The sequence below is a fragment of the Serratia sp. 14-2641 genome, assembly GCF_001692375.1.
Lineage (GTDB): Bacteria > Pseudomonadota > Gammaproteobacteria > Enterobacterales > Enterobacteriaceae > Chania > Chania fonticola_C.
This window is the reverse complement of sequence record NZ_LXKR01000066.1, coordinates 57,648-84,083: the sequence shown is the minus strand read 5'-3', so window position 1 is coordinate 84,083 and position 26,436 is coordinate 57,648. Positions and strand designations below refer to the sequence as shown.

Sequence of the window (26,436 nt, the reverse complement as noted above, 5' to 3'; positions counted from 1 at the left end):
TGCAATGAGTATTGGTAGACACAAGGGATTCAAAGACTGCTGATAAACCCTCCCCGGCCTCAAACGTAGGGGCGCTGCATGCTGCGCCCGCTTTTTATCAATAGGTTAGCTAGTTTCGAACAGTTTGTACCGTTAAAAAACCAGCGACATTGTCATTTTGTCGCCAATCACAAGGGATTTAAAATCCCTTGTTTTCTGAGCTGCCTGCACGGCAGTGAACTGTTCCATCCTATCTCTAATTATCTGTTAATTAAACAATAATCTTTATAATCACTGATAAACCCTTTTTTGTGGCCGTCACCATCCCATCTGTAAAATCAATAAGTTATGAACCTCCCACAAAATTAGGGTCCAGCCAGAGACAGCGACCTGAGGCCGTATCAGAGGGGGGTTGAAGCGATCGGGTATTTATCAATACAGACGCTGGCTTGCACCTCAAGTGTATGCCCACCTTATCCTTCGCATCTGTATCCTTGGCGGCGAACTTACGGGCAAAACTACCGCCTGTGCTGGGGTAGAGATGATTAGAATTTGAAACCATTGAGCAGATTGTCTCACGGCCACAGGGACCCACCACATTCATAAATTTTACAGAATTAAAGTAAAACGAAAACCGGTTAAGACACCGGCCTTGCGTGAATAAAATTATTTATTATCAATTGAATACAAAAAAAAAGCAGAGTAAATTTTTTGATGCCCGCATCAAAATAGAACAAAAAACAATCAATAAATATAACTATGTCTATACTGTTTGAAGTGCGCACACATTCACTACATGAATACCCCCCTATGTCTTCCCTTACCTTAGATAAGGTTATGCTATGACGACTTACTACGCACCGACACAACAGCAACTTAATGATATCGTTAATAGTTTCACACAATACACGCAAGCCCCTTCAGGGGTTGCCATTGCCATCGGCTGGTCACTCACCGGCGACGAACCCGCGGAGGATATTTTTCTCGCGATCAAAGGCACGTTACGTACTGGTGACGACAATGAAATCACTCCCTCCAATCACATACTATTTAAATTAGCCTCCACCAGTAAATTATTCACCGCGACGGCGTTTGCCTATGCTTGCCAAGATGAGAATAGCCCTATACGGACTGACAGCCTACTTGGGCAATTCATTCAATTTACCGGCCCGATGGGAAATACGTTAAACAACCTGTCGCTAAAAAGCCTGGCAAACTATACCAGCGGCCTTCCTGCGGATAATGTCTCGTCTCCCCCAGGTCTTCTCCCACCACTCAGCCCCGACACACCGTATTGTGTACAGGAAATGATTAGCTTTTTAAATAAGACAGAATTTAACGTCGAGCCGGAAAACACCATTTATCAATACTCTAACCTAGGGTTTTCATTACTTGCCGTAGCAATTTCACGCGCCTACGGCACTAACGGTTTTAATATCTGGGTTCGCGACCACCTTTTTCAAAATGACACACTACAGATGCATGACTCTCGTTACTGTCCCATTCCTGAAGAACCGTGGCCAGAAAGCTTCCCTCAAGGTTATAACCTGGACCAATCCAACAACCAATATATCCCCATTACATCGCTCTACAACAGCAAATTTGGTGCTTATTATGGCGGTGGAGGGGTAATGTCTTCCCCCCATGATATGCTGACATGGCTTAACTATAACCTTGGTAAACTGCCTGAAGATCCCAGCATTCCTACCGGCCCTTTGTTATCCATGTTACAAAACCCCTCAACGGAGGTACGTACCAATAATCAAGGCTATCTCGGTCTAGGTTGGTTTATATCACCTGATAAAAGTATTCTGTCAAAAAATGGGGAGTTGCCCGGCACCAATACTGCCATAAGAATTGCCGCAAGCAGCGATGCAGGTACCAACCAGGCACCAGCGGGGGTTTTCGTCCTGATTAACATGTTAGAAGTAAACTCGACATCAACCGATCTGGCCACGCAAATTGCCATAAAAGTGCTGGCGGCCATGGAAACTCCAAGCTGAGTATTGCGCTATAGGTTAATTGCGTTTTTACTCCGAGCTCAATGTTGCAATAATGCTGTTTTAATATTAATCCGCTATGCAATACAGCATTAATATCAGCTACCAGCAGGAAATATTAAGTAAAATGTTATCACTATCATGACCTGGTCACAGGACGGTGACCAGGTCATCATACCACCAAAATTCTCATCCCTGATTTGCCCCCACTCGATATAAAACGATAATACTACCGCATCTCACAGGCCAGCTAGCTAAAATAGGATCAATCATGCTACACAGTGTAAGCTCCCCACGCCCGCCATTAAGTAAACCAACAGCATCACAGCCACCATGTTCATTTAACGCTAGGATTGCACTACCAGAATCATGTCTAGAGGGACACTACGAGTATCAGGGATAGATACAGGTTCGCGGGATGAAAACAGCTCGTTTTTTATACCACCGTGCGAAAGAGTTTCAGTGGAGAAAAGGAGATAGGAGCCATAGCTTCCGTCAGATTGATAACTAAGAGTGCTGTTCTCTATTGGCAAACTGAATCGAAGACCTGGATCGCCGAAACGGGACTGTTTTTTGCCTGCGGCATCAGCATATACCCCACAGTACATTGCATTTCACTACCGGCGCCCCACTTCACAACCAGTTCTCCTTTGTCTTCCGCTACACGAGCATACATTTGCCCACCTTGCCCCACAGAACCCACACTGTTGCCTTTGCTATCAAAGATATCGGCGCCGAACGGTACCGGTTCCCCCTGATAGGTCGCATTCACCAGAATTGCCGTCCCCTGCTTGGTGTTGTATTTCAATTTCACCACCGCCCCGGAATACGGCGCAACTTTCTGACTGGTGTTATCCAACTCAACGTCCGCCGCGGTGCCTTTCGGATCAATACTGATTTCGTTCATCTGGTAGGGATTCAGGTAAGGCACCATCGCATAGCCGCGGGAGTTAACGTTCACCCCTGGATACGAAGACACGCTAGCCCCTTCTGCTCCCTTGGCCTCTACCAGGGCAAAGGTGTCTGAGGTGTAGGGAGTGAAGGTAATTCCTCCTGCGTGGGCGATCACCGTCCCTGTCATACCGGCAGAGCCGCTCTGGTAGCCTTTCCCGGTGCTGTAGGTTCCACTCAGTGCGCTGACCCGGCTGCGATAGTTACCATTCACCGACCCGCTGGTCCCCATCCCCTGGTTGGCGTTCATCGCGGTTATGCCATAACTGAACTGATTCTCCACACCGGAGGTACCGGATACCGTGGCCTGCTGGCCATAACGCCCACTGCTGTCATGAGACAGGTCCATTCGCAGCTGTGGCGTGTGGAGTTCGTCATTCCGGCCCAGTGGCAGGCTGAAGCTTAGCAGGTAGTTGGTTTGCATCTGCCCGATGCTTGAGTGACTGCGGTTGGCACTGATGCCGTAGGACAGGCTCTTATAGCGGTTGTTATACCCCACCTGATACTGTATGTCGCTGCCATCCTGATTCCAATAATCCTGCACTGAGCTACTGACATACAGTTGCCCCCAGTTATCCGGCAAGCCTTGCCCTGCGGTCAGCGTCAGGCGGTTTTTGACACGTGATATGGAGTCCAGAAAATTCCCCTGCTCCGCCGCATCACGGGTTTGCGCGGCGGTCAGAAAATCCAGGTAGTTTTGGGAAGAAGAGCGATGGTATACCGCCGAAAGGTTGCTGTTGGTTTCGCTGATAAGCTTGCTGTAGCTCAGTTGGTAACGCTGCCCGCTCAGGGTGCCGCCTGGCTGATTCCGCCCATTGGCATCGGTGCTATCCCCCAGTTTAGTGCCTGCCTGCGTGACGTCAAAGGCCAGTGCCCCGATCGGGATCCCCAATGCCGCCCCTACCTGCACCGCATAGTAGTCCTGGCTGATTTGCAGCCCACCATAGCCGGTAATGGCATTGGTCAGGCCATATTGATAGGTACTCTGGAATAAAGTCGGTTCATCACGCAGGTTTTCGCTACGCAATTGACCGGCAGTGACGGAATAGCGCGATGACCCCGGGCGCAACAGTTGTGCCACCGAAGCATAAGGCACACTGAAGGTCTGTTCGGTGCCGTCGGACTCACGCACGGTAACCACAAGATCGCCACCGTAGCCGGTCGGATAAAGGTCATTAATCAGGAACTCCCCCGGCGTCACCGTGGTTTCATACAATACCTGGCCCCCCTGGGTCACGGTCACCCGGGCATTGGTGCGGGCGATCCCCCGGATCTCCGGCGCATAGCCACGCAGGGATTCCGGTAACATCCGCTCGTCGCTGGCCAGTTGAGCCCCGGTAAATGGCAAGGTATCAAACAATTGCCCGGTAGTATTCGATTCCCCCAGCAACATACGCCCTTTCAGTAGCGGGATGTCGCGCTGTAAATAGGTATTGATACTGCTGTATTGGCTGGGCCCGTCACTCATCTGGTTATAGGAGCCGTTGTGGCGTAAATACCAAGCCCCAACGTTCAGCCCAGCATTCACCCCGGCGAACAGCGAGTTAAAGGTGTCGCCGTGCGATTCGCTGGTGTAGCCATTAACGTTGTAACCAAACAGGAACGCCGGGATACCACTGTCCCATAATTCCGGGCTCACAGTGCCCCGGGCAATATTAAGCATGTAAATCTGAGGGATAATGATATCCAGGCGTTGTTCATTACTGTCGAAATTCACCTGGGCTTCGGGAAGCTTATTTTGCAGATCCATGCATAGGGCACCGCTAGACTGCTGTTTCAAAAAATCGGCGGGCAGTTTTTCGTAGTTGAACGCAATATTTTTAATAATGTCGCTGGTCAGGCAGGGATAGACCGATTTATCGGCCCGAGACTTGAATTCAATATCGGTATTGCTGATCAGTTGATCGTTGACATACAGCGCGGTTTTGTAAATTCCGGGCAACCCGGAGGCGCCTTCGGCGAAACGGCTAAGATCGACCGACTGTACGTCATCAACATTCAAAAAAGACGAGTCGAACTCCAGGCTCTTGGCACTGGTTTGCGGTGCATTTTCAGTTGCCGCATTGACGCCTCCCGCCACAAAAATCGATAGCGCCGCTACCGCCAAAGAGACGACCGGCACACGAATAGCGTAGCGCAAAAATTTTGACATCCCGCCCCCTCAAGAGCTTGATACCGGGTCAATCACTAAGACTTCAATATAAAAAATAGTGATAGATATTATTATGTTACTTTATTACAGCATCGAAAGCGTTGACCGCACCATAGTCATTAACAACGCTTCCACTGATTTTGTTGCCCCCATTGCCAGCCAGATTCAACACCATGCTTGAGCGCGGTGCCACCATGGCGTTGTCGAGTTTTTTACCGTTGACTGACAGGTTCACAAAATTGACATAAAACGGCGTGGGATTGGTTGCCTGTACTTTGCCGCCTTGCGTATTCCAGGTGACGGTTTTATATGCATCATTGGCATTGCCTTGCAGGCCCGCCGGACGATAGAACAGCTTGATCCGGGTACGGAAAGCCATTTGCAGACGGTTTTCGTTCGTTTTAGCTTCGCTCTTGGCCGGAACTTCCAGCACATTCAGCCAGAACACTGATTCCTTATCCATTGGCAAGCTTCCGCCGGCATAGCTGATACGCAGTGTCTGGCCTTTACCCTGCTCCACCCGGTTCATCGGTGGAGTCAGTACAAAGGGAACTTTGATAGCCGCAGGTTTGGCGTTGGGATCACCATTATCTATCCAGCTCTGCAGCAGTACCGGCGAGGGGCCGACATTATTGATTTTGACGCTGACTTCTTTGGCGTCCGACGGATAAATCACCCGTGTGCCGCTGAGTACCACGCTGGCGAGGCTACTGCTGCTGAATAGGGCAATCGCTGCAAAAGTGCCAACCTGACGCGCAATATTGAGAGGAAAAAGTTTCATAAAAAACCCCTGACCCAACGGAAGATAAGAAGGGGGACGACTCCCCCTTCGAAAACTGCTTATTGATACTGAATAGAATAGACTACATTGCTGATCACAGTGCCAGCAGTAGTGGCTCCTTCGGCATAATAACGCACTGCATAAGGCAGGGTAGCGCTACCGCTGGTAACATCTTGATAAGTGGTGTTGGTCACCTGGTTCGCGTTACCGGCCTCGATCACTGCCCGAGACGAGCTGGACGCGTCCAGCAGTTGCAGACTGACGTTGGAAGCCGTGCCAGTCAGGTTTTTCAGACGCCCGGTCACGGAATCTACCGAAGCACCCGCTTCAAAGAAGGCTGAGGCAGTCTGCAGTGTGCCTGAACAGTTGTTCAGTGCCATCACGAAACCTGTTTCACCTGCGGTTTGGGTCGCGCCATTCAACTGGCTGGTGCCGACGGTTGGCAGCACGACAGTGGCGTCTGCCGTCTGACCATCGACTACGACATCACAGGTGTTGGCGGTCAGTTCACCGTTAAAGGTGATGGTACCGGTAGAAGCGGCCTGAGCCAGACCCACAGAACCAAATACTGCAACCAGGGAAGCTACGATTGTTAAGTTTTTCATGTTTATTCCTATTTACCTTGCGTCATTAAACTATTAGGTTACCCACGGAGGGTAGATATCTTTGTGCAATACATAACTCTATAAATATGGCGAGTATATGTCGGCAATAACACAGCATTTAAAATGCAGGGCAATAACTGGCGTTATCAAATTAAATGAAGACAAACTACATTCACAAGATATCAATGAACGGCAGATCCTTGTTGAAAGCCTTTCAGCGTACCTTTATCCCTTACCTATCACGAACCATCCGTCCGGTACTGCATACTGCTTTGCTGTTGGAATAAATATTACCGCCGAATACAGAATATTCTGAGTGAAGTAGTATAAAACGCAGAAAAAAACCACTTATACGCATATCAATCAATAAGTTACATGAAATTCTTATATAAAAAAACGCATTTCTTAATTGTTCTAACAGCACTGAAACGCCATATAAGAAAAACAATAATCCCATTGATATATAACAGAAAGGTACAACATTGAGGGGTTTTGGCAGCGATACATCGATAGCTTCGCTTACCCGTAGGGTCTTTCATTAATCAGTAATAGTTAATTGTAAACGTGACTTTGCCGTTCGCCTTGCCTGGCGAAGTCCCAGAAGCGGTTTGAATATAACGGGCAGCCAATGGAACACGAATTGTCGGGCTACCGTCTTTTGGTAGCGATACTGACTGCTCTGCCGCAAAGTTAAACAGCGTCGGCGTTTGGCTGCTATTTCCCCAACCGAGCTGTATCCCCACCCCCGATGCTGCACCGGGTACCGTAGAGTCAATAGCCATAATCCCATTGGCAGCATCAATCACCGAAGTCGTCGGGGTCAGTCGCACGCCAATACTATTATTGGTTGAGTTGGCTACCTGCCCGGAGCCGATAGAATAATCAAACATTAATGTACTGTTGGCGGCATTATAATAACCATAGAAGGTTGGGCAGTTGGTCAAGGTGATCGAAGCATCAACCCACGGAGTGGTTGCCCCCTGTCTGGTAAAGTATTGCCGCGTGTCGTAACTCCCCAGATTAACATTCACATCTGGCGTAGTGCAGGTCTGGGCTGATACCGTTAACTGCCCCTGAAACTTGATAATGTACGCTTTAATAGGAAGCCCGGTTGTCGCCGGATAATTTATCGGATTCACAACCGAGAGTGCGGCAGTTGGTAGTGTGGTCGCATTGAGGGTGTAACTACCCGGTGTAATCGCACCAATTTTGATCAACGTTACATAGATCGTTCTGTTAGACAGAAAAGGTTTATAGGATCCCCCTGTCACCAGGCTGTTCACATCCGCCGGAAACTGATAGTTAGGTTTGCCTAATATGGCTGCATCGCCATTATTATTGCGGGAGATGGCAATTCCTACCCCAGGGATACTGGTCTGATAGACAGCGCCACCGAAAGGACTACCCGCCCAGTTGGCGAGGGGAAGAGGCGCCAGCTCAACGGTCCACGCAATGTTAAGCCACATTGAGGTATCCGTCGGCGAGTCACAGGACATCACCGAGAGGCCGGTAGCACCACTCACCCACCGGCCCTGATAAATCACAGTTCCGACTGGAAGATCACTCCCCGCCGAGATCGCTGAAGGAGACAGAGTCACATTATCGGTACGTGGGGAGCCATTCATCGGTGAACAGACTACCGCAGCCCAGGCACTATTGCTGGCGGACATGAGCAAAAGCAACCCGATCGTACCTTGTATTATCCCCTTCATTTTTACCTCTGGCGCTAAAGGCGCACTACGTTTGTCATTTTCAATGTCAGAACCCGATGCCAAGCCAGTTTAAGACCACCATATTCGCTGCGCGTCGTGGCTTTCAAGCTGACATTAACGAAACCCGTCACGTTGAGTAAGCAGCCGCAACCAGGCAACGAAGATAAAGCCTTTTCAATGCGACAGAACCGGCAAAAGTGCCAATCTGACGCGCCATATTTTGAGAAAAAGCTTCATCAAAACTCCTGGCCCAACGGGAGTTAAAAAGGGATGAGTCCCCTTCAACAACTCACTATTGATACTGATTAGAATAGACTACATTGCTGATCACGGTGCCGGCAGCGGTGACTCCTTCAGCATAAGGTAGGTTTCAAACCTTCCCATATAGCTGCGCTCCTCCAATATGCAGCACTCGTTTTTATGCAACCGATTCTTAGTCTGCGCTATTTTTGAAGTGTCTAAAGCCCATAAATCAGATCACCAATGTTGACTTAGCTGCCCAAATACTTCCTTATATTGCAGCTTTGTCGTCTCCTACCGGGAGACCAAGATTATCCAATAGCCAACTTGCTACGTTGGTGAACTAGCTGTGTTTAAAGGAATAAATATCAATGTCTTTGATTGAAATAGCTGCGAGTAGCACTTACGCCGCTTCAGTATGGATGGCTGCCCGTAATAATGTTCATACTTGGTGGATAGGCATTATTGGTTGCCTACTCTACGGGTGGGTATTTTTCTCTGTTCAGCTCTATGCCGATGTCACACTTCAGCTATTTTTCATTGCCAGTAGCATCGCAGGTTGGGTGAACTGGCTAACTGGCAATCAAGGTAAGGCAATCCATATCCGTAAAACCTCAGGGTGGTTGCTTGGCGGTTTTGCCCTGGCAGCCTTGCTGGTATCCTCTTGTTATGCCTACGTGCTTCACACTTATACCAACGCCTGGTCTCCCTGGCTCGACTCCTTGATCATGACATTCAGTATCATGGCGCAGTTTATGCTGATGGGGAGAAGGATCGAGAACTGGTATGTGTGGTTGCTGGTAAACACTATTGCGGTACCGCTTTACGCTTCACGTGAGCTTTACATCACGGCGATCCTCTATCTCATCTTCTGGTGTAATGCCTGGTACGGCCTTTATCAATGGCGTCAGGAGCTGAAAGCAAGATGAAACGCTTTGCTACTGGGCTGATCGTGGGCAAGTTTGCACCATTACATCATGGCCATGAAATACTGATTAACACCGCACTTGATGCATGCGAGAAGCTGGTCATTATCAGTTATTCCTTACCTGAACTCCCCGGCTTCGGCCCTGCTAGACGGCAGGCCTATCTACAGACCCGTTTTCCACAAGCATACATTCTGGTGATAGAACCCGAGGACGCTTTAGCTTGGGGCATTGGCCAGATGCCCCATAATGAAGGCGATGACGATTCACACCGCCATTTCGTCGCGTCATTGTGCCTACAGCACCTAAACATAATTCCTGAAGCCGTATTCACTGCCGAAGATTATGGCTCTGGATTTGCTCAGGTGCTTAGCAAACGTTTTCAACGGCAGGTTTCACATGTACGTCTGATGCGCGAGCTAGGGCCCGGAGCCGTGTCGGGAACACTGATTCGATCAGACATTCATCAATATCGACACCTGATGGCACCTGAAGTGTACGCCCATTTTGTTCACCGCATCTGTATCCTGGGCGGGGAATCTACGGGCAAGAGTACCTTGAGTATCGCATTAGCTACTGCACTGGACACTGTGTCGATCTGTGAGTATGGCCGCGAACGATGGGAACAAAGAAAGGGACATCTGATTTTCGAAGACATGCTGCATATTGCACATACCCAGACCTTATGGGAGATGACTGCATGCCCAAATCGCTATTTAGTTTGTGATACTTCACCGCTGACGACGTTATTTTACTCGTTGGCCATGTTTGGTAGTGCAGACCCTGCATTGGAGGAGTTAGCCTGCCGACATTATGACACAGTCGTGCTTTGTGCTGACGATTTCGCTTTCCATCAGGATGGCACACGCCAGGATGAGTCATTCCGTCAACGACAACAGCAATGGTATATCGAAGAGTTGACCAGACGTGGCATTCCCTTTTTATACGTTACTGGCAGTGTGACACAGCGAGTAGAGCAGATACTTGATCATCTTTCTCCCTCTAAGGTTTCGATTATTTGAACACAGAGTGTTACTACAAAGACACTGTTAGCTGGACTATCACGATAGTATAAAAATCTGCTTTATTTTTTCGTTTACGCTGCGCATCTCTGACTTCCTAAGCTTTCTTCAGTTCGATGGTTTAGCCCGCCTCGTCAGGGATACAAAGAACGGGAGCCATCAGGCTCCCGATATTCAATAGTGAATTTTTGATTTATTGGAAATTCAGCATGAAACCAGCTGCAGCCTGATAATCACCCGCTTGAATATTTCCCGGCACACCATCTCCCTGAAGGTAAACGGTAAAAGGAAGGGTGTTATTACCATTCTGGAGCGAAATGCTTTTGCTTGGTTTTCCCAGTTCAAGCACATTCCCTGAACCATCGGCCAACGCAACACTGGCACCACTAGCCGTACCTGTAATACCAAGGCGTCCCTCTTTTCCTTCCACGCCAACAAAAGTAACGGTCACACTATTGCCTCCAGAAACTTCACAATCTTCCAAGCGAATATTAAAATGTTGCGGAACCGACTTTCCAGAGCCATTGTTTTCAAGCAGTGCGGCATCGGCCACCTGCCCTAACGTAACCGTCTGGTCAATGGACTCAGGTGCTATAGCGCAAGATGTTTGCGTCTTAATAATGCTGCCTGACACGGTCATTCTTCCACTACCTTCGGCCATCGCCGCCGAGCTAAAAGCGAAGGTTGTTAAAAATAGTACAGCGAACAAGTTTTTAACTTTCATAATAAAATCCCTTATTAAAAAACAATTGCACCGAATGTGCATGTCAATAATCGCATTTCATCAGAAAATTAAAATTCATTTACGTTGTGTCAGCGACAGGCAAAAATCAATTTAATCCAGCTTGGTTTTGTGCGTTTTTTAGTCAATTTTGTACAACCTAAACGTGGAGGTAAATATTTATTGAGGGCAGTCGCGGCTATTGGTAACTCAACCAGCAAGATAAAAAGCCAGCTTTAATGCTGGCTAGGTTATATTGATAATAGGAAGAACGTTTAGAGACACCCTTTTATAGCGGAAATTAACGTTTTCTTAGTGCCCCAAATTTTATCCCCATTATGGTAAAAAATGACTTTGCTTTTACCATCAGCTGAAGGTGAAACATCAACTATTTCTGTATAATTAAGAGTATATAGTGTTATCATATCGCCAGTATTTCGCTGACTGACACCAGCTGCGGTAAGCCCCATGTGAACATCACTGTTTTGCCAAGCATTTTTTATACATGCCGCCGTAATTTCCGTATTCATAGATGAGGTGTATTCACTATCCATCCCGTTATACGCCCTTCCGGATTCAACGTTGGCAATGAAACAACCAGATAAAGCGACAGGAAGGATGAGGGCAATCCATTTATAAACTTTCATTTTTCCTCACATTAGCAAGTATTTATTTGCAGCGGCTTTAAAATTATTTAATTCTTGAGCGGCATCATTATTAACAGATATTTTTTGCATAAAGGTGACCCAGTCTGCATATGTATCTATAAGTGCTGCTTTTTCCTGTTCACTCATTGGCACTGACTTTAACTGTTGGAATTGTTGTTCTGAAAATTTAATAGCATTTTCGCGCGTTGTTAATGTACATGCGTGTACTTCTTCTATGTACGCTTGATCTGCTTTAGCTTGAGCGGTTTTTAGCTTTTTTTCCCCTATATCATTGAATAAACTAGCTAGAGAGGCCATTTGTTGCAAGTTGTTGATGAAGTCAGATTTACCAACCGTATCACGCTTCACATTTTCAGTTATATTAGGGCATTCAAACCTATGAAGATCCCAACCTTTACCTGTTACATCATATGTGCAACCTGATAAAAGAACCGTTCCTAAAAGAATAAAAGTTAAACTTACTTTCCTCACATCCTCGTCTCCATACCTAACATTTTGTAACATCCTAATGCCAATAGAACGCAAAAGAAAGTGAGAAAAACAGCAATCTGAACTAGCTAGTCATCTTTGTGATGAATAGAGCAATTCCCCAGAGGTAGCGCGCCGCGTTGGCGGTCTTTGCCGTACTGATGCCAACGTTGTTTGCGTAGTGGTTACCAGGAATTTGTTAATCATCTCGACAATAACTTTCAAAACCGAGGCGCTAATCTCCTTGAATGAGATTTTAGCGGTTGATTATTAGGCATGAAAAAGCTCATCTTTTGCACAGTCTTGCGGAGGGTTTTTGAGGGTAAAAAAACGGGAACCATTAGGCTCCCGTTCTTATTTAACGCCAAAACACACTTACATGTGCTTAACGATAGCGTCGCCAAACTCTGAACATTTCAGCAGTTTAGCGCCTTCCATCAGGCGCTCGAAATCATAAGTCACGGTCTTGGCAGCAATAGCGCCTTCCATGCCCTTAACGATCAGGTCAGCCGCTTCGAACCAACCCATGTGACGCAGCATCATCTCAGCGGACAGGATGATGGAACCTGGGTTCACTTTGTCCTGGCCAGCATACTTAGGTGCAGTGCCGTGGGTAGCTTCAAACAGCGCACAGTCGGAACCGATGTTGGCACCAGGGGCAATACCAATACCGCCAACCTGAGCTGCCAGGGCGTCGGAGATGTAGTCACCGTTCAGGTTCATACAGGCGATCACGTCGTATTCAGCCGGGCGCAGCAGGATTTGCTGCAGGAAGGCGTCGGCGATCACGTCTTTAACCACGATCTCTTTACCGGTGTTCGGGTTTTTGATTTTCAGCCATGGGCCGCCGTCGATCAGTTCACCACCGAACTCTTCACGTGCCAGTTCGTAGCCCCAATCCTTGAAGGCACCTTCGGTGAACTTCATGATGTTGCCTTTGTGAACCAGCGTCACTGAATCACGATCGTTAGTGATCGCATATTCGATGGCCGCACGAACCAGGCGTTTGGTGCCTTCTTCGGAACAAGGCTTAACGCCAATACCGCACTGCTCTGGGAAACGGATCTTCTTCACGCCCATTTCGTCACGCAGGAACTTGATCACTTTGTCGGCTTCTGCAGAACCCGCTTTCCATTCGATACCGGCATAGATGTCTTCGGCGTTTTCACGGAAAATCACCATATCGGTCAGCTCAGGCTGCTTAACCGGGCTTGGTGTGCCCTGGTAATAACGCACCGGGCGCAGACACACGTACAGATCGAGCTGCTGGCGCAGTGCCACGTTCAGAGAACGAATACCGCCACCCACTGGCGTAGTCAGTGGGCCTTTGATCGCTACGCGGTAGTCACGAATGAGTTCCAGTGTTTCTTCCGGCAGCCACACGTCTTTCCCGTAAACGTGGGTGGATTTTTCACCGGTATAGATTTCCATCCAGGAGATTTTACGTTCGCCGTGGTAGGCCTTTTTAACCGCTGCATCCACCACGTGGATCATGGCAGGAGTAACGTCAACGCCAATACCGTCACCTTCGATGAACGGGATGATAGGGTTATGCGGAACAACCAGTTTACCCTGGGCATCAACCGTAATCTTTTTACCTTCTGCCGGAACAACTACTTTGCTTTCCATCAACCTCTCCTTTCTGTCTTCAAGCGCAATTTTTGTTAATGCTTTGTAAGATGCGTGTCAATACTACTTGAATATTCAGCTCGCGCCAATCCGAAACGGATTAGGCTATAATGCGCTTAACATTCGAAATCGCAAAGACCATGACTAAATTCTCTGTTAAAAATCACCAAGTTAAACGATTCAGCCGCAGTAAACCCGCAGCACGCCAGAAATCCCAGGCGCCGCGGCGAGTGGTTATCTTCAACAAACCCTTTGATGTGTTACCACAGTTTACCGACGAAGCCGGCCGCGTCACTCTGAAAAAATTCATTCCTTTCAGCGATGTTTATGCCGCCGGGCGGCTCGATCGCGACAGCGAAGGCTTACTGGTGCTTACCAACGACGGTAAGCTACAGGCGCAGCTAACCCAGCCTGGCAAACGCACCGGTAAGATTTATTATGTGCAGGTGGAAGGCGAACCCCAAGAGAGCGATCTGGCTGCATTGCGCCTTGGCGTTACGCTGACCGATGGGCCAACCCTGCCCGCCGGAGCGGAGCTGGTCGAAGAACCAGAATGGTTATGGCCACGTACTCCACCCATCCGCGAACGCAAGACCATCCCCACCAGTTGGCTGAAAATCACGCTCTACGAGGGCCGAAACCGCCAGGTGCGTCGCATGACGGCACATATCGGCTTCCCTACCCTGCGCCTGATTCGTTACAGTATGGGCAATCTTTCCCTGGGGAGCTTGCAACCTGGGGAATGGCAGACCGTCGATTCACTATAAGGAACCGCCATGTTTAAGCCGCACGTCACCGTTGCCTGCGTGGTTCATGCCGCCGGTAAATTTTTGGTGGTCGAAGAAACCATCAACGGTAAAGCCCTGTGGAATCAACCGGCCGGCCATCTCGAAGCGGATGAAACGCTGGTCCAGGCCGCCGAGCGCGAGTTGTGGGAAGAAACCGGCATCCGCTCCACGCCGCAGTCTTTCCTGCGGATGCATCAGTGGATCGCGCCAGACCGCACGCCGTTTTTGCGCTTCTGCTTTGTGATTGAGCTGGAGCAGCCGCTGCCCACCGAGCCGCAAGACGATGACATCGACCGCTGTCTGTGGCTGACCGCCGAGCAGATCCTGGAGGCTGAAAACCTGCGTTCACCGCTGGTGGCCGAGACGATCCGTTGTTATCAGCAGCCGGAACGCTACCCGTTGTCGCTGGTTGCCAGCTTTAACTGGCCGCTTTAACGGCAAATAAGGGCCGTGCGCGCAGGCGGCCAACGTGGTAAAATCCTGCGCTTGTTTTTTATCGCACAGTACGTGTTCAAGTTCGTGAGATCCCCATGTCAGACAACAGCCAGAAAAAAGTGATCGTCGGAATGTCCGGCGGCGTCGACTCTTCCGTTACCGCCTATCTGTTACAACAACAGGGCTATCAGGTCGCTGGGTTGTTCATGAAGAACTGGGAAGAAGACGACGACGAGGAATACTGCTCGGCCGCCACCGATTTGGCCGATGCGCAAGCCGTCTGCGACAAGCTGGGCATCGAGCTGCATACGGTGAACTTCGCGGCGGAATACTGGGACAACGTGTTCGAGCTGTTCCTTGAAGAGTACAAGGCAGGCCGTACCCCTAACCCGGATATCCTGTGCAATAAAGAAATCAAATTCAAAGCGTTCCTGGAGTTTGCGGCTGAAGATCTGGGGGCGGATTTTATCGCTACCGGTCACTATGTCCGCCGCCAGGACGTGGATGGCAAAAGCCGCCTGCTGCGCGGCGTCGACGGTAACAAAGACCAAAGCTATTTCCTGTATACCCTGAGCCACGAGCAGGTCGCACAAAGCCTGTTCCCGGTCGGTGAGTTGGAAAAGCCAGAGGTACGCCGCATTGCGGAGCAACTGGAACTGGTTACCGCCAAGAAAAAAGACTCTACCGGCATCTGCTTTATCGGCGAACGTAAATTCCGCGACTTCCTTGGCCGCTATCTACCAGCACAGCCAGGCCCGATTGTTAGCGTCGACGGCCAAACCATCGGCGAGCACCAGGGCTTGATGTACCACACCCTCGGCCAGCGTAAAGGCTTGGGCATCGGCGGTATGAAAGACAGCAGCGAAGATCCGTGGTACGTGGTAGATAAAGACGTCGCCAACAATATTCTGGTGGTCGCTCAAGGCCACGAACATCCGCGCCTGATGTCTATCGGCCTGATCGCCCAGCAGTTGCATTGGGTGGATCGCCTGCCGTTGACACAACCTCTGCGCTGTACGGTTAAAACCCGTTATCGCCAGCAGGATATTCCCTGCACCGTGACGCCGCTAGACGCCGAGCGCATCGAAGTCCGCTTCGACGAGCCGGTCGCAGCCGTCACCCCAGGTCAGTCCGCCGTGTTTTATCAGGGCGATATCTGCCTGGGCGGCGGCATTATTGAACAGCGTATACAGGAGTAACCGTGGCGAAGAATTATTACGACATCACGCTGGCCATGGCCGGGATTAGCCAAGCTGCCCGTCTGGTACAGCAGTTGGCGCACGAAGGGCAAATGGATGGCGAAGCCTTCCATACCTCACTCAACAGCCTGTTGCAGATGGATCCCCCTTCTACCCTGGCGGTGTTCGGCGGCGAAGAGCGTAACCTGAAGATGGGGCTGGAAACCTTGATTGGCGTACTCAACGCCAATAACAAAGGCCCGGCTGCCGAACTGACCCGCTACACCATCAGCCTGATGGTGCTGGAGCGCAAGCTGAACGCCAACAAAACGGCGATGAATACGCTCGGCGAGCGCTTGAGCCAGTTGGAGCGTCAGTTGGCGCATTATGAACTGGGTTCAGATACCATCATCAGCGCCCTGGCCGGTATCTATGTCGATGTCGTGGCACCATTAGGGCCGCGTATTCAGGTAACAGGTTCACCCGCCATCTTGCAAAATCCGCAGGTGCAGGCCAAGGTTCGTGCCACCCTGCTCGCCGGTATTCGTGCCGCCGTGCTGTGGCAGCAGGTTGGCGGTAGCCGCCTGCAGTTAATGTTTTCCCGTAATCGTCTGCTCAAGCAGGCGCAAAATATCGTTGCTCATTGTTAAACTTCCCAGGAGTTGCTACCGATGGAATTATCCTCACTGACCGCCGTTTCCCCCATTGATGGACGCTACGGTGATAAAGTCAGCGCACTGCGCACCATTTTCAGCGAGTATGGCTTGCTGAAATTCCGCGTGCAGGTTGAAGTACGTTGGCTGCAAAAACTGGCCGCTTGCGCAGAGATCAAAGAAGTTCCCGCTTTTGACGCCGACGCAAACGCTTACCTCGATAAGATCGTCGCAGAATTCAGTGAAGAAGACGCCCAGCGCATCAAGACCATCGAGCGCACCACCAACCACGATGTGAAAGCGGTGGAATACTTCCTGAAAGAGAAAGTGGAAGCGGTACCCGCTCTGCACGCCGTGTCCGAGTTTATCCACTTCGCCTGTACCTCTGAAGACATCAACAACCTGTCCCACGCGCTGATGCTGCACACCGCGCGTCAGGATGTGGTGTTGCCGCACTGGCGCAAGATCATCGAATCCATCAAAGGTCTGGCGCTGGAATATCGCGATATTCCCCTGCTGTCCCGTACCCATGGTCAACCAGCTACCCCGTCTACCGTGGGTAAAGAGTTTGCCAACGTGGCCTACCGGATGGAGCGTCAATATCGCCAGCTAGAGCGCGTAGAGATCCTCGGTAAAATCAACGGCGCGGTGGGCAACTACAATGCCCACATCGTGGCCTATCCGGAAGTGGACTGGCACCGTTTCAGCGAAGAGTTTGTCACTTCGCTGGGGGTGACCTGGAACCCGTACACCACCCAGATCGAGCCGCATGACTATATCGCCGAGCTGTTCGACTGCGTGGCGCGTTTCAATACCATCCTGATCGACTTTGACCGTGATATCTGGGGTTACATCGCCCTGAACCACTTCAAGCAAAAAACCATTGCCGGTGAGATCGGTTCTTCCACCATGCCGCACAAGGTTAACCCTATCGACTTCGAGAACTCCGAAGGCAACCTGGGCCTGGCTAACGCGGTACTGGGCCATCTGGCTAGCAAACTGCCGGTTTCCCGCTGGCAACGTGACCTGACGGACTCCACGGTGCTGCGTAATCTGGGCGTGGGCCTGGGCTATGCGCTGATTGCCTATCAGGCCACCATGAAAGGCATCAGCAAGCTGGAAGTGAACCGTGCGCACCTGCTGGATGAGCTGGATCACAACTGGGAAGTGCTGGCCGAGCCGATCCAGACCGTGATGCGCCGCTACGGCATCGAAAAACCGTATGAGAAGCTGAAAGAGCTGACCCGTGGCAAACGCGTGGATGCGGCAGGTATGCAAACCTTTATCGATAGCCTGGAACTGCCAGAAGACGAGAAAACCCGCCTGAAAGCCATGACGCCAGCTAACTATATTGGCCGCGCCACCACCATGGTTGACGAGCTGAAGTAAGCGTCTTCCCTTGTATCTTTAAAGGCTCTTTAGTTACCCGCCCAAGGGCGGGTAAACTTTAACCGAGCTGAACCTGATCCCACAGCCGGATCACCTATGAAACAACAAGCCGGCAAGATCAGCGACCCTACGCAGCGAAAAGATTATCTTGCCGTTTTATAGTGAGCTATCTGTGAAACGCCGCCCTTTATGGTAGAAAACTCGATCGTGCTCACCGATTGGTCTTAGTACGCGGCAGGGAACGCCCACAGCAACCACGTCTGCAGGCACATCCTTGGTCACCACGCTTCCAGCACCAATAACGCTGTTACGGCCAATGGTAACGCCAGGGTTAATGATGACCCCACTCCCAATCCAGACATTATCTTCAAGGGTTACGGGCAAAGAAAACTGCTGGCCGGTAATACGCACCGCAGGATCCACCGGGTGCCCCGTGGTAGATATCGTGACATTCGGTGCAATCATCACATTATCGCCAATCTGAACCTTACCGTCGTCCACCACAACCAGATTAAAGTTGGCATAAAAGTTATCCCCAATAGTGATCTGGCTACCATAGGCAACATGCAGTGGCGGCTCAATCCAAGAGTTCTTGCCAATCCTTCCCATCAGTTGTTGGATCAGCGCTTCACGTTTGGTCCGCTCTGAAGGCCGCGTATGATTAAAGTCATAAACCAATTCTTTTCCGCGCAGGCGCTCTTCTGCCATACCTTCATCCATATCAGTGTATAAACACCCACTGGCTAACTTTTCCCGTTGCGTCATCATCGCATTATCCTTGTCGTTGACTATGCCATATCCCTTACGGCTTCAGGTTCACGTTTAAAAGCTGACAGCGGCCCACGTCCCGACAAAGTGAAGACTGATATCAGAGTAAACGTTAGCGCAATAAGCCCCAGGATAAGGTAGGTTCCGTGGAAGCCGACTTTTTCATACATGTTCCCGGCAAAGACCGACATAAACATGATGGCTAATTGTTTAAAGAAACAGAAGCAAACCAGATAAATAGTGGCAGAGAAACGCACCTCAAATACCGAAGTGATATATTTAAAACAGCCGACGATCAGGAACGGAATTTCAAACATATGCAAGGTTTTCAGAATAACCACTTCTAACGGCGTAGAGGCAAATGAAGAGCCGATAATACGTATAGACATGATTAGCCCCGCGAGCAACAGCGCATTTTTCCCACCGATACGATTCACAATGAGCGGTGCAAAAAACATGATTGAGGCATTCAGCAACTCCCCCATCGTGGTGACATAACCAAAAACACGCGTTCCTTGATCGGTAGAAGAGAAGAACGAAGTGAAAAAGTTGGCGAATTGCTGATCAAACACATCATAGGTACAGGAAACGCCTACCACGTACAGGGCTAAAAACCACAGTTTTGAGTCTTTCAATAATTCGAACGCCAAGCGTAAATTAAATGGCTTGGTGTTAGCGCCCAATTTGTCAGCAACCTGGGCGGTACTGCCGGTTTCAGGCTTGGCGATAAGTAACAGGATCGCCAGTATCACGGCACAACCAGAGCCTAACCAGAATACAAATTCGTTGTTGATGGTAAACATGATGCCAACCACAGAGGCACACAACGCCCAACCCACACAGCCAAATAAACGCGCGCGGCCAAATTCAAACGAGCTACGGCGGCTTACTTTCTCTATATACGCTTCAATAGCCGGCGCACCTCCGTTATAAATGAAGCCAAGATAAATCCCACCCGCAATGGAGCCTAAAACAATATTGGTGCGTAGTAACGGGCCAAAAACATAGATAAAGAACGGCGCAAACAACACCAGCATCCCTGTGATTATCCACAGCAAGTGTTTTCTCAACCCCAGCTTATCCGACAGCAAGCCAAATATCGGCTGAAACAGTAATGAGAAGAAGGAGATGCTGGCAAAGATAATGCCGGTATCGCTTTTACTGACCTGGTTGATGTCATGCAGCCAGATAGGGAAAAACGGAAAATAGGCGCCCATGATGAAGAAGTAGAAAAAGAAAAATAGCCCAAACATCCAGAAGTTAGTGTTTTTTAAATAGTACATGCGAACTCCTTGTGCAAAACCCAAGCGCGTTTGAGCTCATACTCAAGTACGCGACATTATTTATATTTTCATCAGGTAGGAGATAGATAGTTTTCCGTATTTTAAATACTCGAGTTGCGGGAAGGTGCTAAACCCACGCCCCCAGTCACATAGATAACCATGTGACTGAGGTAAACAAGTGCAACTAAGAATCCATCCCATGATGAATAAGTATTATCCGCCGTACTGCCAAACCAACTTATAGTTATAGTGCTCAGCATCCAAGATAAAATCCGGGCTCACACTCGGGCTCCATGAGTCATCACCGCCGACCCCCATATGGAAACCATCTATATTGACCCAAACCCCCTGCTCCGCACGCAACAAATGGTTATGCGAGGTATCAGCCAATTGTTGCTGGCCATATTGGCTGAGGCCAAAGTGGAAATCCCCCTGCCACTGCCAGTGGCCAAAATTCAGTTGCCGAGTATTGCAACGTAATCCATTCTCCGTTGGGAAAATGTATGGCGTATGTAGCTCAGAAAGCGGTAACGTCCACCGCCCAAGCTGAGCGGAAAGCTGGCGGTCAGGGTAGTTTTCGTGTGGGCCTAACCCCAGCCACGTTGCGCGTTCAGCAACCTCCGCAAGTTGGCAGCTCAAGCCAATCCGTGCAGGCGCTGGAATTCCATGGGCTACATCAACGTTGACATCAATATGCAGTTTACCCAGGCGGTTAATCAAAAAGGTCTTGCGGCTGATAAACATGATGTTGTTTTGGTAGGTATAAGCATGGGCTGTGCAGATCTGTACGCCTTGGGAAATCGCATCAACTTCACATTGCAGTAGGCGCGTTTCTAGCGCGTACATACCAGCTCTCTTCCAACGTTCTACCCATGCATTAGGATCGATGTGAGTGGTATCGCTCACCCCAATGTCATTATCAAGCGGTGCACGGGTAAAGTTGTCGCGTAACGGCGTCAACAGAGCGGCTTTTTCATCCTGCCACCACTGCTCAAGCAAACCGGTTTGCCGATTGAACTGCCAGCGCTGTGTCCCCCACTCAATGCTGAAAGCGTCATTATGCTCGTTCAACCGAGGTGACGGCGCCTGAACGTCACTGTGGTCGGTTGGTAAGGTTAATGGTCGAGATAAACGCCACTGGTCCCAGGCACAACGATGATGTTCTTCAGACCATGCTGTTGCCTTGATTTGGCGAACCTCCACGCTCAACCACAGTTCACCGCTCTCGTTCAGTTCGGGAATGTCACCCAGTACGATTTTCTGCGTACCCTGCGCCGCTAATGACAGTTCAACCTCGCCCTGTGCAATAGCTTTCCCGTCCAAGGCTACATTCCAATAAAGCCGCTCGTTATCGCTGGTACGGAATAAATACTCACTGTTCACTTCAATCGTTAACGGCTGCTGTTCGAGCATTTGGAACTGATAAAACTGCTGGGCACGTTGCGCTTCAAACAGTGCCGGGTGCGGACTGCGATCGGGGAATACCAACCCGTTTAGACAAAATTGGCGGTCATTAGGCGTATCACCGAAGTCGCCGCCGTAGGCCCAGTATGATTGACCATCATCGGCAAGACGCGTCAGACCTTGGTCGACCCAGTCCCAGACAAAGCCCCCCTGCAGTCGCGGATGTTTACGAAAAGCCTGCCAATAACGATCAAAACCGCCAAAGCTATTGCCCATGGCATGGGCGTACTCGCACAGGATCAGCGGACGCTGTTCGTCGGGTAAACCGATCCACTTGCTGAGCGACCATTTGGGTACCGCTGGGAAGGGTTGATCCTGCTCAACCCTTGCGTACATCGGGCAGATAATATCCGTTGCGGCTGTGTTGGCTCCGCCGCCTTCATACTGTACCGGACGGGTAGGATCCTCGCTTTTTATCCAGCGGTACAGAGCATCATGGTTGCCCCCATGGCCAGATTCATTGCCCAATGACCAGATGATAATACAAGCGTGGTTACGGTCACGCTGCACCATACGCGTAACGCGCTCGCTCATGGCGGGTAGCCAGAGCGGATCGTTGCTTAGCCGGTTCATCGGCTGCATGCCGTGGGTTTCAATATTAGCCTCATCCACTACATACAGGCCGTAGCGATCGCACAGCTTGTACCACAGCGGGTGGTTAGGATAATGGGAACAGCGCACAGCGTTGAAATTATGCTGCTTCATCAGCAGGATATCCTGACGCATAGTGGCTTCATCCATGACTTGGCCATGCTCTGGATGGTGCTCATGGCGGTTGGTGCCACGTATCAATAGCGGCTGTCCGTTAAGCTTTAGCAAGCCGTTGCTGATCTCAATCTGTCGGAAACCCACATCATAGGCTTCAGCCTCCACCAATTCACCGGTTGGGGAGAGCAACTTGACCACTGCACGATACAGTGCTGGCGTCTCTGCACTCCACAAGGCGGGTTGATCCACCGACAAACGCAGGGTCGTGCGCTCATCATAAGCGCCGCGCTCATCGATAATCTCGCTGCCGAAGTCCTGCATTTTCTCGGCGATCAGGGCATCTTTACGCCACAGTTGCACCTGCACCCGGTGTTGTTGTGGCTGATGAGCTCGCACCTCTACCACCAATTCCCCTCGGCGGAAACTGTCGCTTAATGGCGTGGTAATAGTGATATCGCTCAGATGAGTGGCGGGTTTATGCAACAGGCTGACATCGCGGAAAATCCCGCTCATGCGCCACATATCCTGATCTTCCAGATAACTACCGTCGCACCAGCGTAATACCATCACCGCCAGCCGGTTTTCCCCTGGAACCAAAACGTCGCTGAGATCGAATTCAGCAGGTAAACGGCTGTCTTGTGAATAGCCAACCCAGTGACCATTGCACCACAGATAAAACGCAGAATTGACACCGTCGAAAATAATCCGGGTCTGCCCCTGCGATAGCCACCCATCATCGACATTAAATGTGAGCGAATAACATCCTGTAGGGTTTTCTACCGGGACGAAGGGCGGGTTAACCGGGATCGGATAGGTGACGTTGGTATAAATCGGTGCGTCATAGCCTGCCAATTGCCAGTTTGACGGCACCTGTATTTCATCAGCGTTGTCCAGATCGCTCTGTAGCCAAGTCTCCGGCACCCGTTCTGGCTGACTAAAATAGCTAAACTTCCAGGTCCCATTTAATGAAACAGACTGCGCTGAAGCTCTATCTTCTCTGGCATCTTGCTCATTGCGCCAACTTTGAAATGGCGGGTGTGCTGGTAGGCGACGGTATTGCGTACAGGCAGGATTTTCCCAGTCTCGACGAGATAAAACAGCGCTGAGTGATTTCCCTGTTTGAGATGCGTTCATGCTTCCCCTCCAAAATGTTATGCGCTCACAATTAACAATAAAATGAACAGTACGCGTAGAGGTGTAAAGCAAATATCCTTGGGAAAGCGAGGTCAGTCACAAATTAAGCTCAGGGATCGCAACCGATCCCTGGCGTTGGCGGCTATTTTCCCTCGAGCGCGGAGATTTGGCGTGCGATACGCAGCAACTCCTGAGATAAAGTTTGCAGCGATACCTTCTCTTGATTCATAACCGCCGTTGTATGCCTTTGCACCAGACTGGTCGTCAAACGCAAAGAACCGGCATGAGGCACATGTCGCTCTTCCAGGCACTGAACCAGGCGTTTAACGCTTTCCTGCCCCAACATCCGAAAGTCCTGCTTAATGGTTGTCAGCGGGGGGTAATAATAAGCACTGTCTTCAGTATCATCGTAACCCACTACCGACATTTGCACCGGAATTTGCAACCCATACTCCTGCAGAGCACGCAGCACGCCTAACGCCATTTGATCGTTGGCAACCAATATCGCCGTTGGGTGTTTCGGCAAGCTCAGGATCTGCCCGGCAAGCTGATAACCGGAAGCCGCACTCCAATCGCCATGGAGTACCGAACAAGGCTTCAACTGACACTCCGCTAACGTAGTCAGCCACCCCTGATAGCGCAAACGCGCCGAAATCGAGACCAGCGGCCCGGTAATCAGTGCTATATCACGATGCCCAAGAGCAACGACATGTTCTACCCCTTGACGAGCCCCCTCATAGGGATCAAAAAGAATGCTGGAGACATCAGAATCCGGGTCGACGTCCAAAAACAGCGCAGGCACCTTGCCACAAACTTGTTCAATAGCGTGAGAATCTTCAGCGCAGAGAGAAACATTAATCAGTAATCCATCCACCCGCTGCGACAACAACTCATTTATCGCAGTGCGACAGGCCTGAACGCTAAGATCTTCAACCATGGAAATCACCACGTTAAATCCCATCTGGTTCGCCTGCGTTTTAATTGCCGAAGCGATTTGGGAAGGTGCGTGCAGCGCTAGTTCGGTGGTCGCCAGCCCTAGCGTAAAACTCTGTTTACCTGCAAGTTGCTGTGCGACACGGTTTGGTACGTAATTCAACGCAGCCATTGCTTGCTCGACCTTCGCGCGGGTTTTACCCGAAACGTGTTCAGCACGATTTAATACCCGCGACACGGTTTGATACGACACTCCGGAATAGTCGGCGACGTCATTCAGCGTGACAGATTTAGGCTTCATACAGTTTCTCGCGTCGATTAATTCAAAGAAATCAAGCTAATGAGTGTTAATCATAGCAGCTTAAGAAGCTATTCAACCAGGCATTATTGGCGGCACGGCCTGAAGGTATTGATTTCAGGCCTTCGGGCATATAAAACGTGAACCCGTAAATCCCGCAACCCTTATTTTTTACTAAAAACTAATGAAAGTTCGCCGACATCACTTACAATGCCAGATAACGAAGTTTGCCGTTCAGGCTGTGAGATAAGGATAGATATGGCAACGCTGAAAGACATCGCGGCCGAAGCAGGAGTTTCATTGGCAACGGTCTCCCGGGTTTTGAATGACGATCCCACGCTCAACGTCAAAGAAGAGACCAAACATCGCATTCTGGAAATTGCCGAAAAGCTGGAATACAAGACCAGCAGTGCCAAAAAGCATCTGACTAACGCGGTGGTGCAACATCACGTGCTGGCGCTATACAGCTATAAGCAAGAGATGGAAATCAACGATCCTTACTACCTTTCCATCCGTCACGGCATCGAAACCCAGTGTGAAAGGTTGGGGATTGAACTCACCAACTGCTACAAAAATAACCAACTGCCGGATCTGAAAAAGATCACCGGCGTGCTGATCGTCAGTAAACCTGCGCCTGAGATCCTGTGTAAGGCCGCAGCGTTAACCGACAACATCTGCTTTATTGATTTTAATGAGCCCGGTTCCGAATACGACTCGGTAGATATCGATCTGGCAAAAATCAGCAAAGAGATCATCGACTTCTTTATTGAGCATGGAGCCAAACGCATCGGTTTTATCGGCGGTGCCGACGAGCCGAACAAAGCGGATATCCGCGAAGCGGCCTTTGTGGAATATGGGCGGCTGAAAGGCGTAGTCCGCGAGCAAGATATCTACCGTGGCGATTTCTCTAGCGCCTCCGGTTATGAGCTGGCGAAAAAGATGCTGGCAACCACGGATTACCCTTCCGCACTGTTTGTCGCCTCAGACTCCATTGCCATTGGGGTGTTGCGCAGCATTCATGAGTTGAGGTTGAAAATCCCACAGGACATCGCCCTGATCAGCGTGAACGATATCCCGACCGCGCGTTTCACCTTCCCACCGCTTTCTACCGTGCGTATCCACTCGGAAATGATGGGGATCCAAGGGGTCAACCTGCTGCTGGAGAAATTCCGTGATGGCCGCGCCCTGCCGCTGCAGGTCTTCGTACCCAGCAAGTTAAAACTGCGTGAAACCACCAAGTAACTGACGACTCAATTCTCGCCATGTAGGGGCGCCGTATGTGCGCCCGCTAAAGCACCTGTCTCGCATCCAAACGCCTGGTTATTAGTAAAATATACTAATAATTACGGGGTTTTTTACCTCGAAACCTGCCAATTTCTGCCACTAACCCACGCCTACCACACCAATTCTCCCTTCTTTTAACCCGATCACAGATCCACCAGCGCATCGGGAATAAAGCGTGATCGAGTTAAAGTAAAATAAATTATTGGCTACATTTTAGTAAACATTTTACTAAAATCCATTCCAAGCATTGACGCATTCCATGCCAAG

21 protein-coding genes are annotated in these 26,436 nt (G+C 49.9%); 9 read left to right on the top strand and 12 right to left on the bottom strand.

Annotated elements, in window-relative coordinates; genetic code table 11:
* The first annotated feature begins 821 nt into the window (after positions 1-821).
* Positions 822-1,982 carry a serine hydrolase domain-containing protein gene (locus tag A6U95_RS21575; RefSeq protein ID WP_065685956.1) on the top strand — a complete coding sequence of 387 codons (1,161 nt, stop codon included), beginning with the start codon at positions 822-824 and terminating at the stop codon, positions 1,980-1,982.
* A gap of 520 nt (positions 1,983-2,502) precedes the next feature.
* On the opposite strand, the gene A6U95_RS21570 is transcribed toward A6U95_RS21575, so the two are convergent.
* From A6U95_RS21570 to A6U95_RS21555, 4 genes are all read right to left on the bottom strand, one after another.
* Positions 2,503-5,082 carry a fimbria/pilus outer membrane usher protein gene (locus tag A6U95_RS21570; RefSeq protein WP_083196439.1) on the bottom strand — a complete coding sequence of 860 codons (2,580 nt, stop codon included), beginning with the start codon at positions 5,080-5,082 and terminating at the stop codon, positions 2,503-2,505.
* A 76-nt stretch (positions 5,083-5,158) separates the two neighbouring features.
* Positions 5,159-5,863 carry a fimbria/pilus periplasmic chaperone gene (locus A6U95_RS21565; RefSeq protein WP_065685955.1) on the bottom strand — a complete coding sequence of 235 codons (705 nt, stop codon included), beginning with the start codon at positions 5,861-5,863 and terminating at the stop codon, positions 5,159-5,161.
* A gap of 59 nt (positions 5,864-5,922) precedes the next feature.
* Positions 5,923-6,468 carry a fimbrial protein gene (locus tag A6U95_RS21560; RefSeq protein WP_065685954.1) on the bottom strand — a complete coding sequence of 182 codons (546 nt, stop codon included), beginning with the start codon at positions 6,466-6,468 and terminating at the stop codon, positions 5,923-5,925.
* A gap of 542 nt (positions 6,469-7,010) precedes the next feature.
* Positions 7,011-7,934 (bottom strand): fimbrial protein, encoded by a 924-nt coding sequence (locus A6U95_RS21555; protein ID WP_241810709.1) that lies wholly within the window; start codon positions 7,932-7,934, stop codon positions 7,011-7,013.
* Between the two features lie 857 nt (positions 7,935-8,791).
* Here A6U95_RS21555 and pnuC point away from each other — a divergent pair.
* Positions 8,792-9,349 (top strand): nicotinamide riboside transporter PnuC, encoded by a 558-nt coding sequence (gene pnuC, locus A6U95_RS21550; protein ID WP_065685952.1) that lies wholly within the window; start codon positions 8,792-8,794, stop codon positions 9,347-9,349.
* Positions 9,346-10,368, top strand: a complete 1,023-nt coding sequence (locus A6U95_RS21545; protein ID WP_065685951.1) for an AAA family ATPase — start codon at positions 9,346-9,348, stop codon at positions 10,366-10,368. Before pnuC ends, A6U95_RS21545 begins: the two co-directional genes overlap by 4 nt.
* A gap of 193 nt (positions 10,369-10,561) precedes the next feature.
* Here the strand turns inward: A6U95_RS21545 and A6U95_RS21540 are convergent, their stop codons facing one another.
* From A6U95_RS21540 to icd, 4 genes are all read right to left on the bottom strand, one after another.
* The gene (locus A6U95_RS21540; protein WP_065685950.1) at positions 10,562-11,092 is read right to left on the bottom strand and encodes a fimbrial protein; all 531 of its coding nucleotides are present in this window, start codon (positions 11,090-11,092) and stop codon (positions 10,562-10,564) included.
* A gap of 272 nt (positions 11,093-11,364) precedes the next feature.
* On the bottom strand, positions 11,365-11,736 hold the full coding sequence (locus A6U95_RS21535) for a hypothetical protein (RefSeq protein ID WP_065685949.1): 372 nt from the start codon (positions 11,734-11,736) through the stop codon (positions 11,365-11,367).
* Between the two features lie 6 nt (positions 11,737-11,742).
* Complete coding sequence (locus tag A6U95_RS21530) at positions 11,743-12,228, bottom strand: hypothetical protein (RefSeq protein ID WP_138106354.1); 486 nt, start codon at positions 12,226-12,228, stop codon at positions 11,743-11,745.
* A 372-nt stretch (positions 12,229-12,600) separates the two neighbouring features.
* Positions 12,601-13,854, bottom strand: coding sequence for an NADP-dependent isocitrate dehydrogenase (gene icd, locus A6U95_RS21525; protein ID WP_021804667.1), 1,254 nt, complete (start codon positions 13,852-13,854; stop codon positions 12,601-12,603).
* 140 nt (positions 13,855-13,994) lie between these two features.
* Here icd and rluE point away from each other — a divergent pair, with 140 nt between their 5' ends.
* From rluE to purB, 5 genes are all read left to right on the top strand, one after another.
* Complete coding sequence (gene rluE, locus A6U95_RS21520; RefSeq protein ID WP_065686209.1) at positions 13,995-14,621, top strand: 23S rRNA pseudouridine(2457) synthase RluE; 627 nt, start codon at positions 13,995-13,997, stop codon at positions 14,619-14,621.
* Positions 14,622-14,630: 9 nt separating this feature from the next.
* Positions 14,631-15,077 carry an NUDIX hydrolase gene (locus A6U95_RS21515; protein ID WP_065685947.1) on the top strand — a complete coding sequence of 149 codons (447 nt, stop codon included), beginning with the start codon at positions 14,631-14,633 and terminating at the stop codon, positions 15,075-15,077.
* Between the two features lie 95 nt (positions 15,078-15,172).
* On the top strand, positions 15,173-16,276 hold the full coding sequence (gene mnmA / locus A6U95_RS21510; RefSeq protein ID WP_021178255.1) for a tRNA 2-thiouridine(34) synthase MnmA: 1,104 nt from the start codon (positions 15,173-15,175) through the stop codon (positions 16,274-16,276).
* A gap of 2 nt (positions 16,277-16,278) precedes the next feature.
* Positions 16,279-16,905 carry a high frequency lysogenization protein HflD gene (gene hflD, locus A6U95_RS21505; protein ID WP_021804670.1) on the top strand — a complete coding sequence of 209 codons (627 nt, stop codon included), beginning with the start codon at positions 16,279-16,281 and terminating at the stop codon, positions 16,903-16,905.
* A 21-nt stretch (positions 16,906-16,926) separates the two neighbouring features.
* Complete coding sequence (purB, locus tag A6U95_RS21500; RefSeq protein WP_024529948.1) at positions 16,927-18,297, top strand: adenylosuccinate lyase; 1,371 nt, start codon at positions 16,927-16,929, stop codon at positions 18,295-18,297.
* 156 nt (positions 18,298-18,453) lie between these two features.
* Here purB and A6U95_RS21495 read toward each other — a convergent pair whose 3' ends face one another.
* The 4 genes from A6U95_RS21495 to A6U95_RS21480 all read right to left on the bottom strand — a co-directional run bounded on the left by A6U95_RS21495 (position 18,454) and on the right by A6U95_RS21480 (position 24,888).
* On the bottom strand, positions 18,454-19,062 hold the full coding sequence (locus A6U95_RS21495; protein WP_065686208.1) for a maltose acetyltransferase domain-containing protein: 609 nt from the start codon (positions 19,060-19,062) through the stop codon (positions 18,454-18,456).
* 23 nt (positions 19,063-19,085) lie between these two features.
* Positions 19,086-20,348, bottom strand: coding sequence for an MFS transporter (locus tag A6U95_RS21490; RefSeq protein ID WP_065685946.1), 1,263 nt, complete (start codon positions 20,346-20,348; stop codon positions 19,086-19,088).
* Between the two features lie 213 nt (positions 20,349-20,561).
* The gene (locus A6U95_RS21485) at positions 20,562-23,654 is read right to left on the bottom strand and encodes a beta-galactosidase (RefSeq protein WP_065685945.1); all 3,093 of its coding nucleotides are present in this window, start codon (positions 23,652-23,654) and stop codon (positions 20,562-20,564) included.
* A gap of 142 nt (positions 23,655-23,796) precedes the next feature.
* Positions 23,797-24,888: a LacI family DNA-binding transcriptional regulator gene (locus tag A6U95_RS21480; protein WP_065685944.1), complete on the bottom strand. Its 1,092-nt coding sequence runs from the start codon at positions 24,886-24,888 to the stop codon at positions 23,797-23,799.
* Positions 24,889-25,143: 255 nt separating this feature from the next.
* Between A6U95_RS21480 and ebgR the strand changes: the two genes are divergently transcribed.
* The gene (gene ebgR / locus A6U95_RS21475) at positions 25,144-26,127 is read left to right on the top strand and encodes a transcriptional regulator EbgR (protein WP_065685943.1); all 984 of its coding nucleotides are present in this window, start codon (positions 25,144-25,146) and stop codon (positions 26,125-26,127) included.
* The last annotated feature ends 309 nt before the right edge of the window (positions 26,128-26,436 follow it).

What these genes read in the sequence shown, in the direction of transcription:
- A6U95_RS21575 (WP_065685956.1), top strand. Translation starts at nt 822, where the DNA reads ATGACGACTTACTACGCACCGACACAACAGCAACTTAATGATATCGTT.
- A6U95_RS21570 (WP_083196439.1), bottom strand. Translation starts at nt 5,082, where the DNA reads ATGTCAAAATTTTTGCGCTACGCTATTCGTGTGCCGGTCGTCTCTTTG.
- A6U95_RS21565 (WP_065685955.1), bottom strand. Translation starts at nt 5,863, where the DNA reads ATGAAACTTTTTCCTCTCAATATTGCGCGTCAGGTTGGCACTTTTGCA.
- A6U95_RS21560 (WP_065685954.1), bottom strand. Translation starts at nt 6,468, where the DNA reads ATGAAAAACTTAACAATCGTAGCTTCCCTGGTTGCAGTATTTGGTTCT.
- A6U95_RS21555 (WP_241810709.1), bottom strand. Translation starts at nt 7,934, where the DNA reads ATGTGGCTTAACATTGCGTGGACCGTTGAGCTGGCGCCTCTTCCCCTC.
- pnuC (WP_065685952.1), top strand. Translation starts at nt 8,792, where the DNA reads ATGTCTTTGATTGAAATAGCTGCGAGTAGCACTTACGCCGCTTCAGTA.
- A6U95_RS21545 (WP_065685951.1), top strand. Translation starts at nt 9,346, where the DNA reads ATGAAACGCTTTGCTACTGGGCTGATCGTGGGCAAGTTTGCACCATTA.
- A6U95_RS21540 (WP_065685950.1), bottom strand. Translation starts at nt 11,092, where the DNA reads ATGAAAGTTAAAAACTTGTTCGCTGTACTATTTTTAACAACCTTCGCT.
- A6U95_RS21535 (WP_065685949.1), bottom strand. Translation starts at nt 11,736, where the DNA reads ATGAAAGTTTATAAATGGATTGCCCTCATCCTTCCTGTCGCTTTATCT.
- icd (WP_021804667.1), bottom strand. Translation starts at nt 13,854, where the DNA reads ATGGAAAGCAAAGTAGTTGTTCCGGCAGAAGGTAAAAAGATTACGGTT.
- rluE (WP_065686209.1), top strand. Translation starts at nt 13,995, where the DNA reads ATGACTAAATTCTCTGTTAAAAATCACCAAGTTAAACGATTCAGCCGC.
- A6U95_RS21515 (WP_065685947.1), top strand. Translation starts at nt 14,631, where the DNA reads ATGTTTAAGCCGCACGTCACCGTTGCCTGCGTGGTTCATGCCGCCGGT.
- mnmA (WP_021178255.1), top strand. Translation starts at nt 15,173, where the DNA reads ATGTCAGACAACAGCCAGAAAAAAGTGATCGTCGGAATGTCCGGCGGC.
- purB (WP_024529948.1), top strand. Translation starts at nt 16,927, where the DNA reads ATGGAATTATCCTCACTGACCGCCGTTTCCCCCATTGATGGACGCTAC.
- A6U95_RS21495 (WP_065686208.1), bottom strand. Translation starts at nt 19,062, where the DNA reads ATGACGCAACGGGAAAAGTTAGCCAGTGGGTGTTTATACACTGATATG.
- A6U95_RS21490 (WP_065685946.1), bottom strand. Translation starts at nt 20,348, where the DNA reads ATGTACTATTTAAAAAACACTAACTTCTGGATGTTTGGGCTATTTTTC.
- A6U95_RS21485 (WP_065685945.1), bottom strand. Translation starts at nt 23,654, where the DNA reads ATGAACGCATCTCAAACAGGGAAATCACTCAGCGCTGTTTTATCTCGT.
- A6U95_RS21480 (WP_065685944.1), bottom strand. Translation starts at nt 24,888, where the DNA reads ATGAAGCCTAAATCTGTCACGCTGAATGACGTCGCCGACTATTCCGGA.
- ebgR (WP_065685943.1), top strand. Translation starts at nt 25,144, where the DNA reads ATGGCAACGCTGAAAGACATCGCGGCCGAAGCAGGAGTTTCATTGGCA.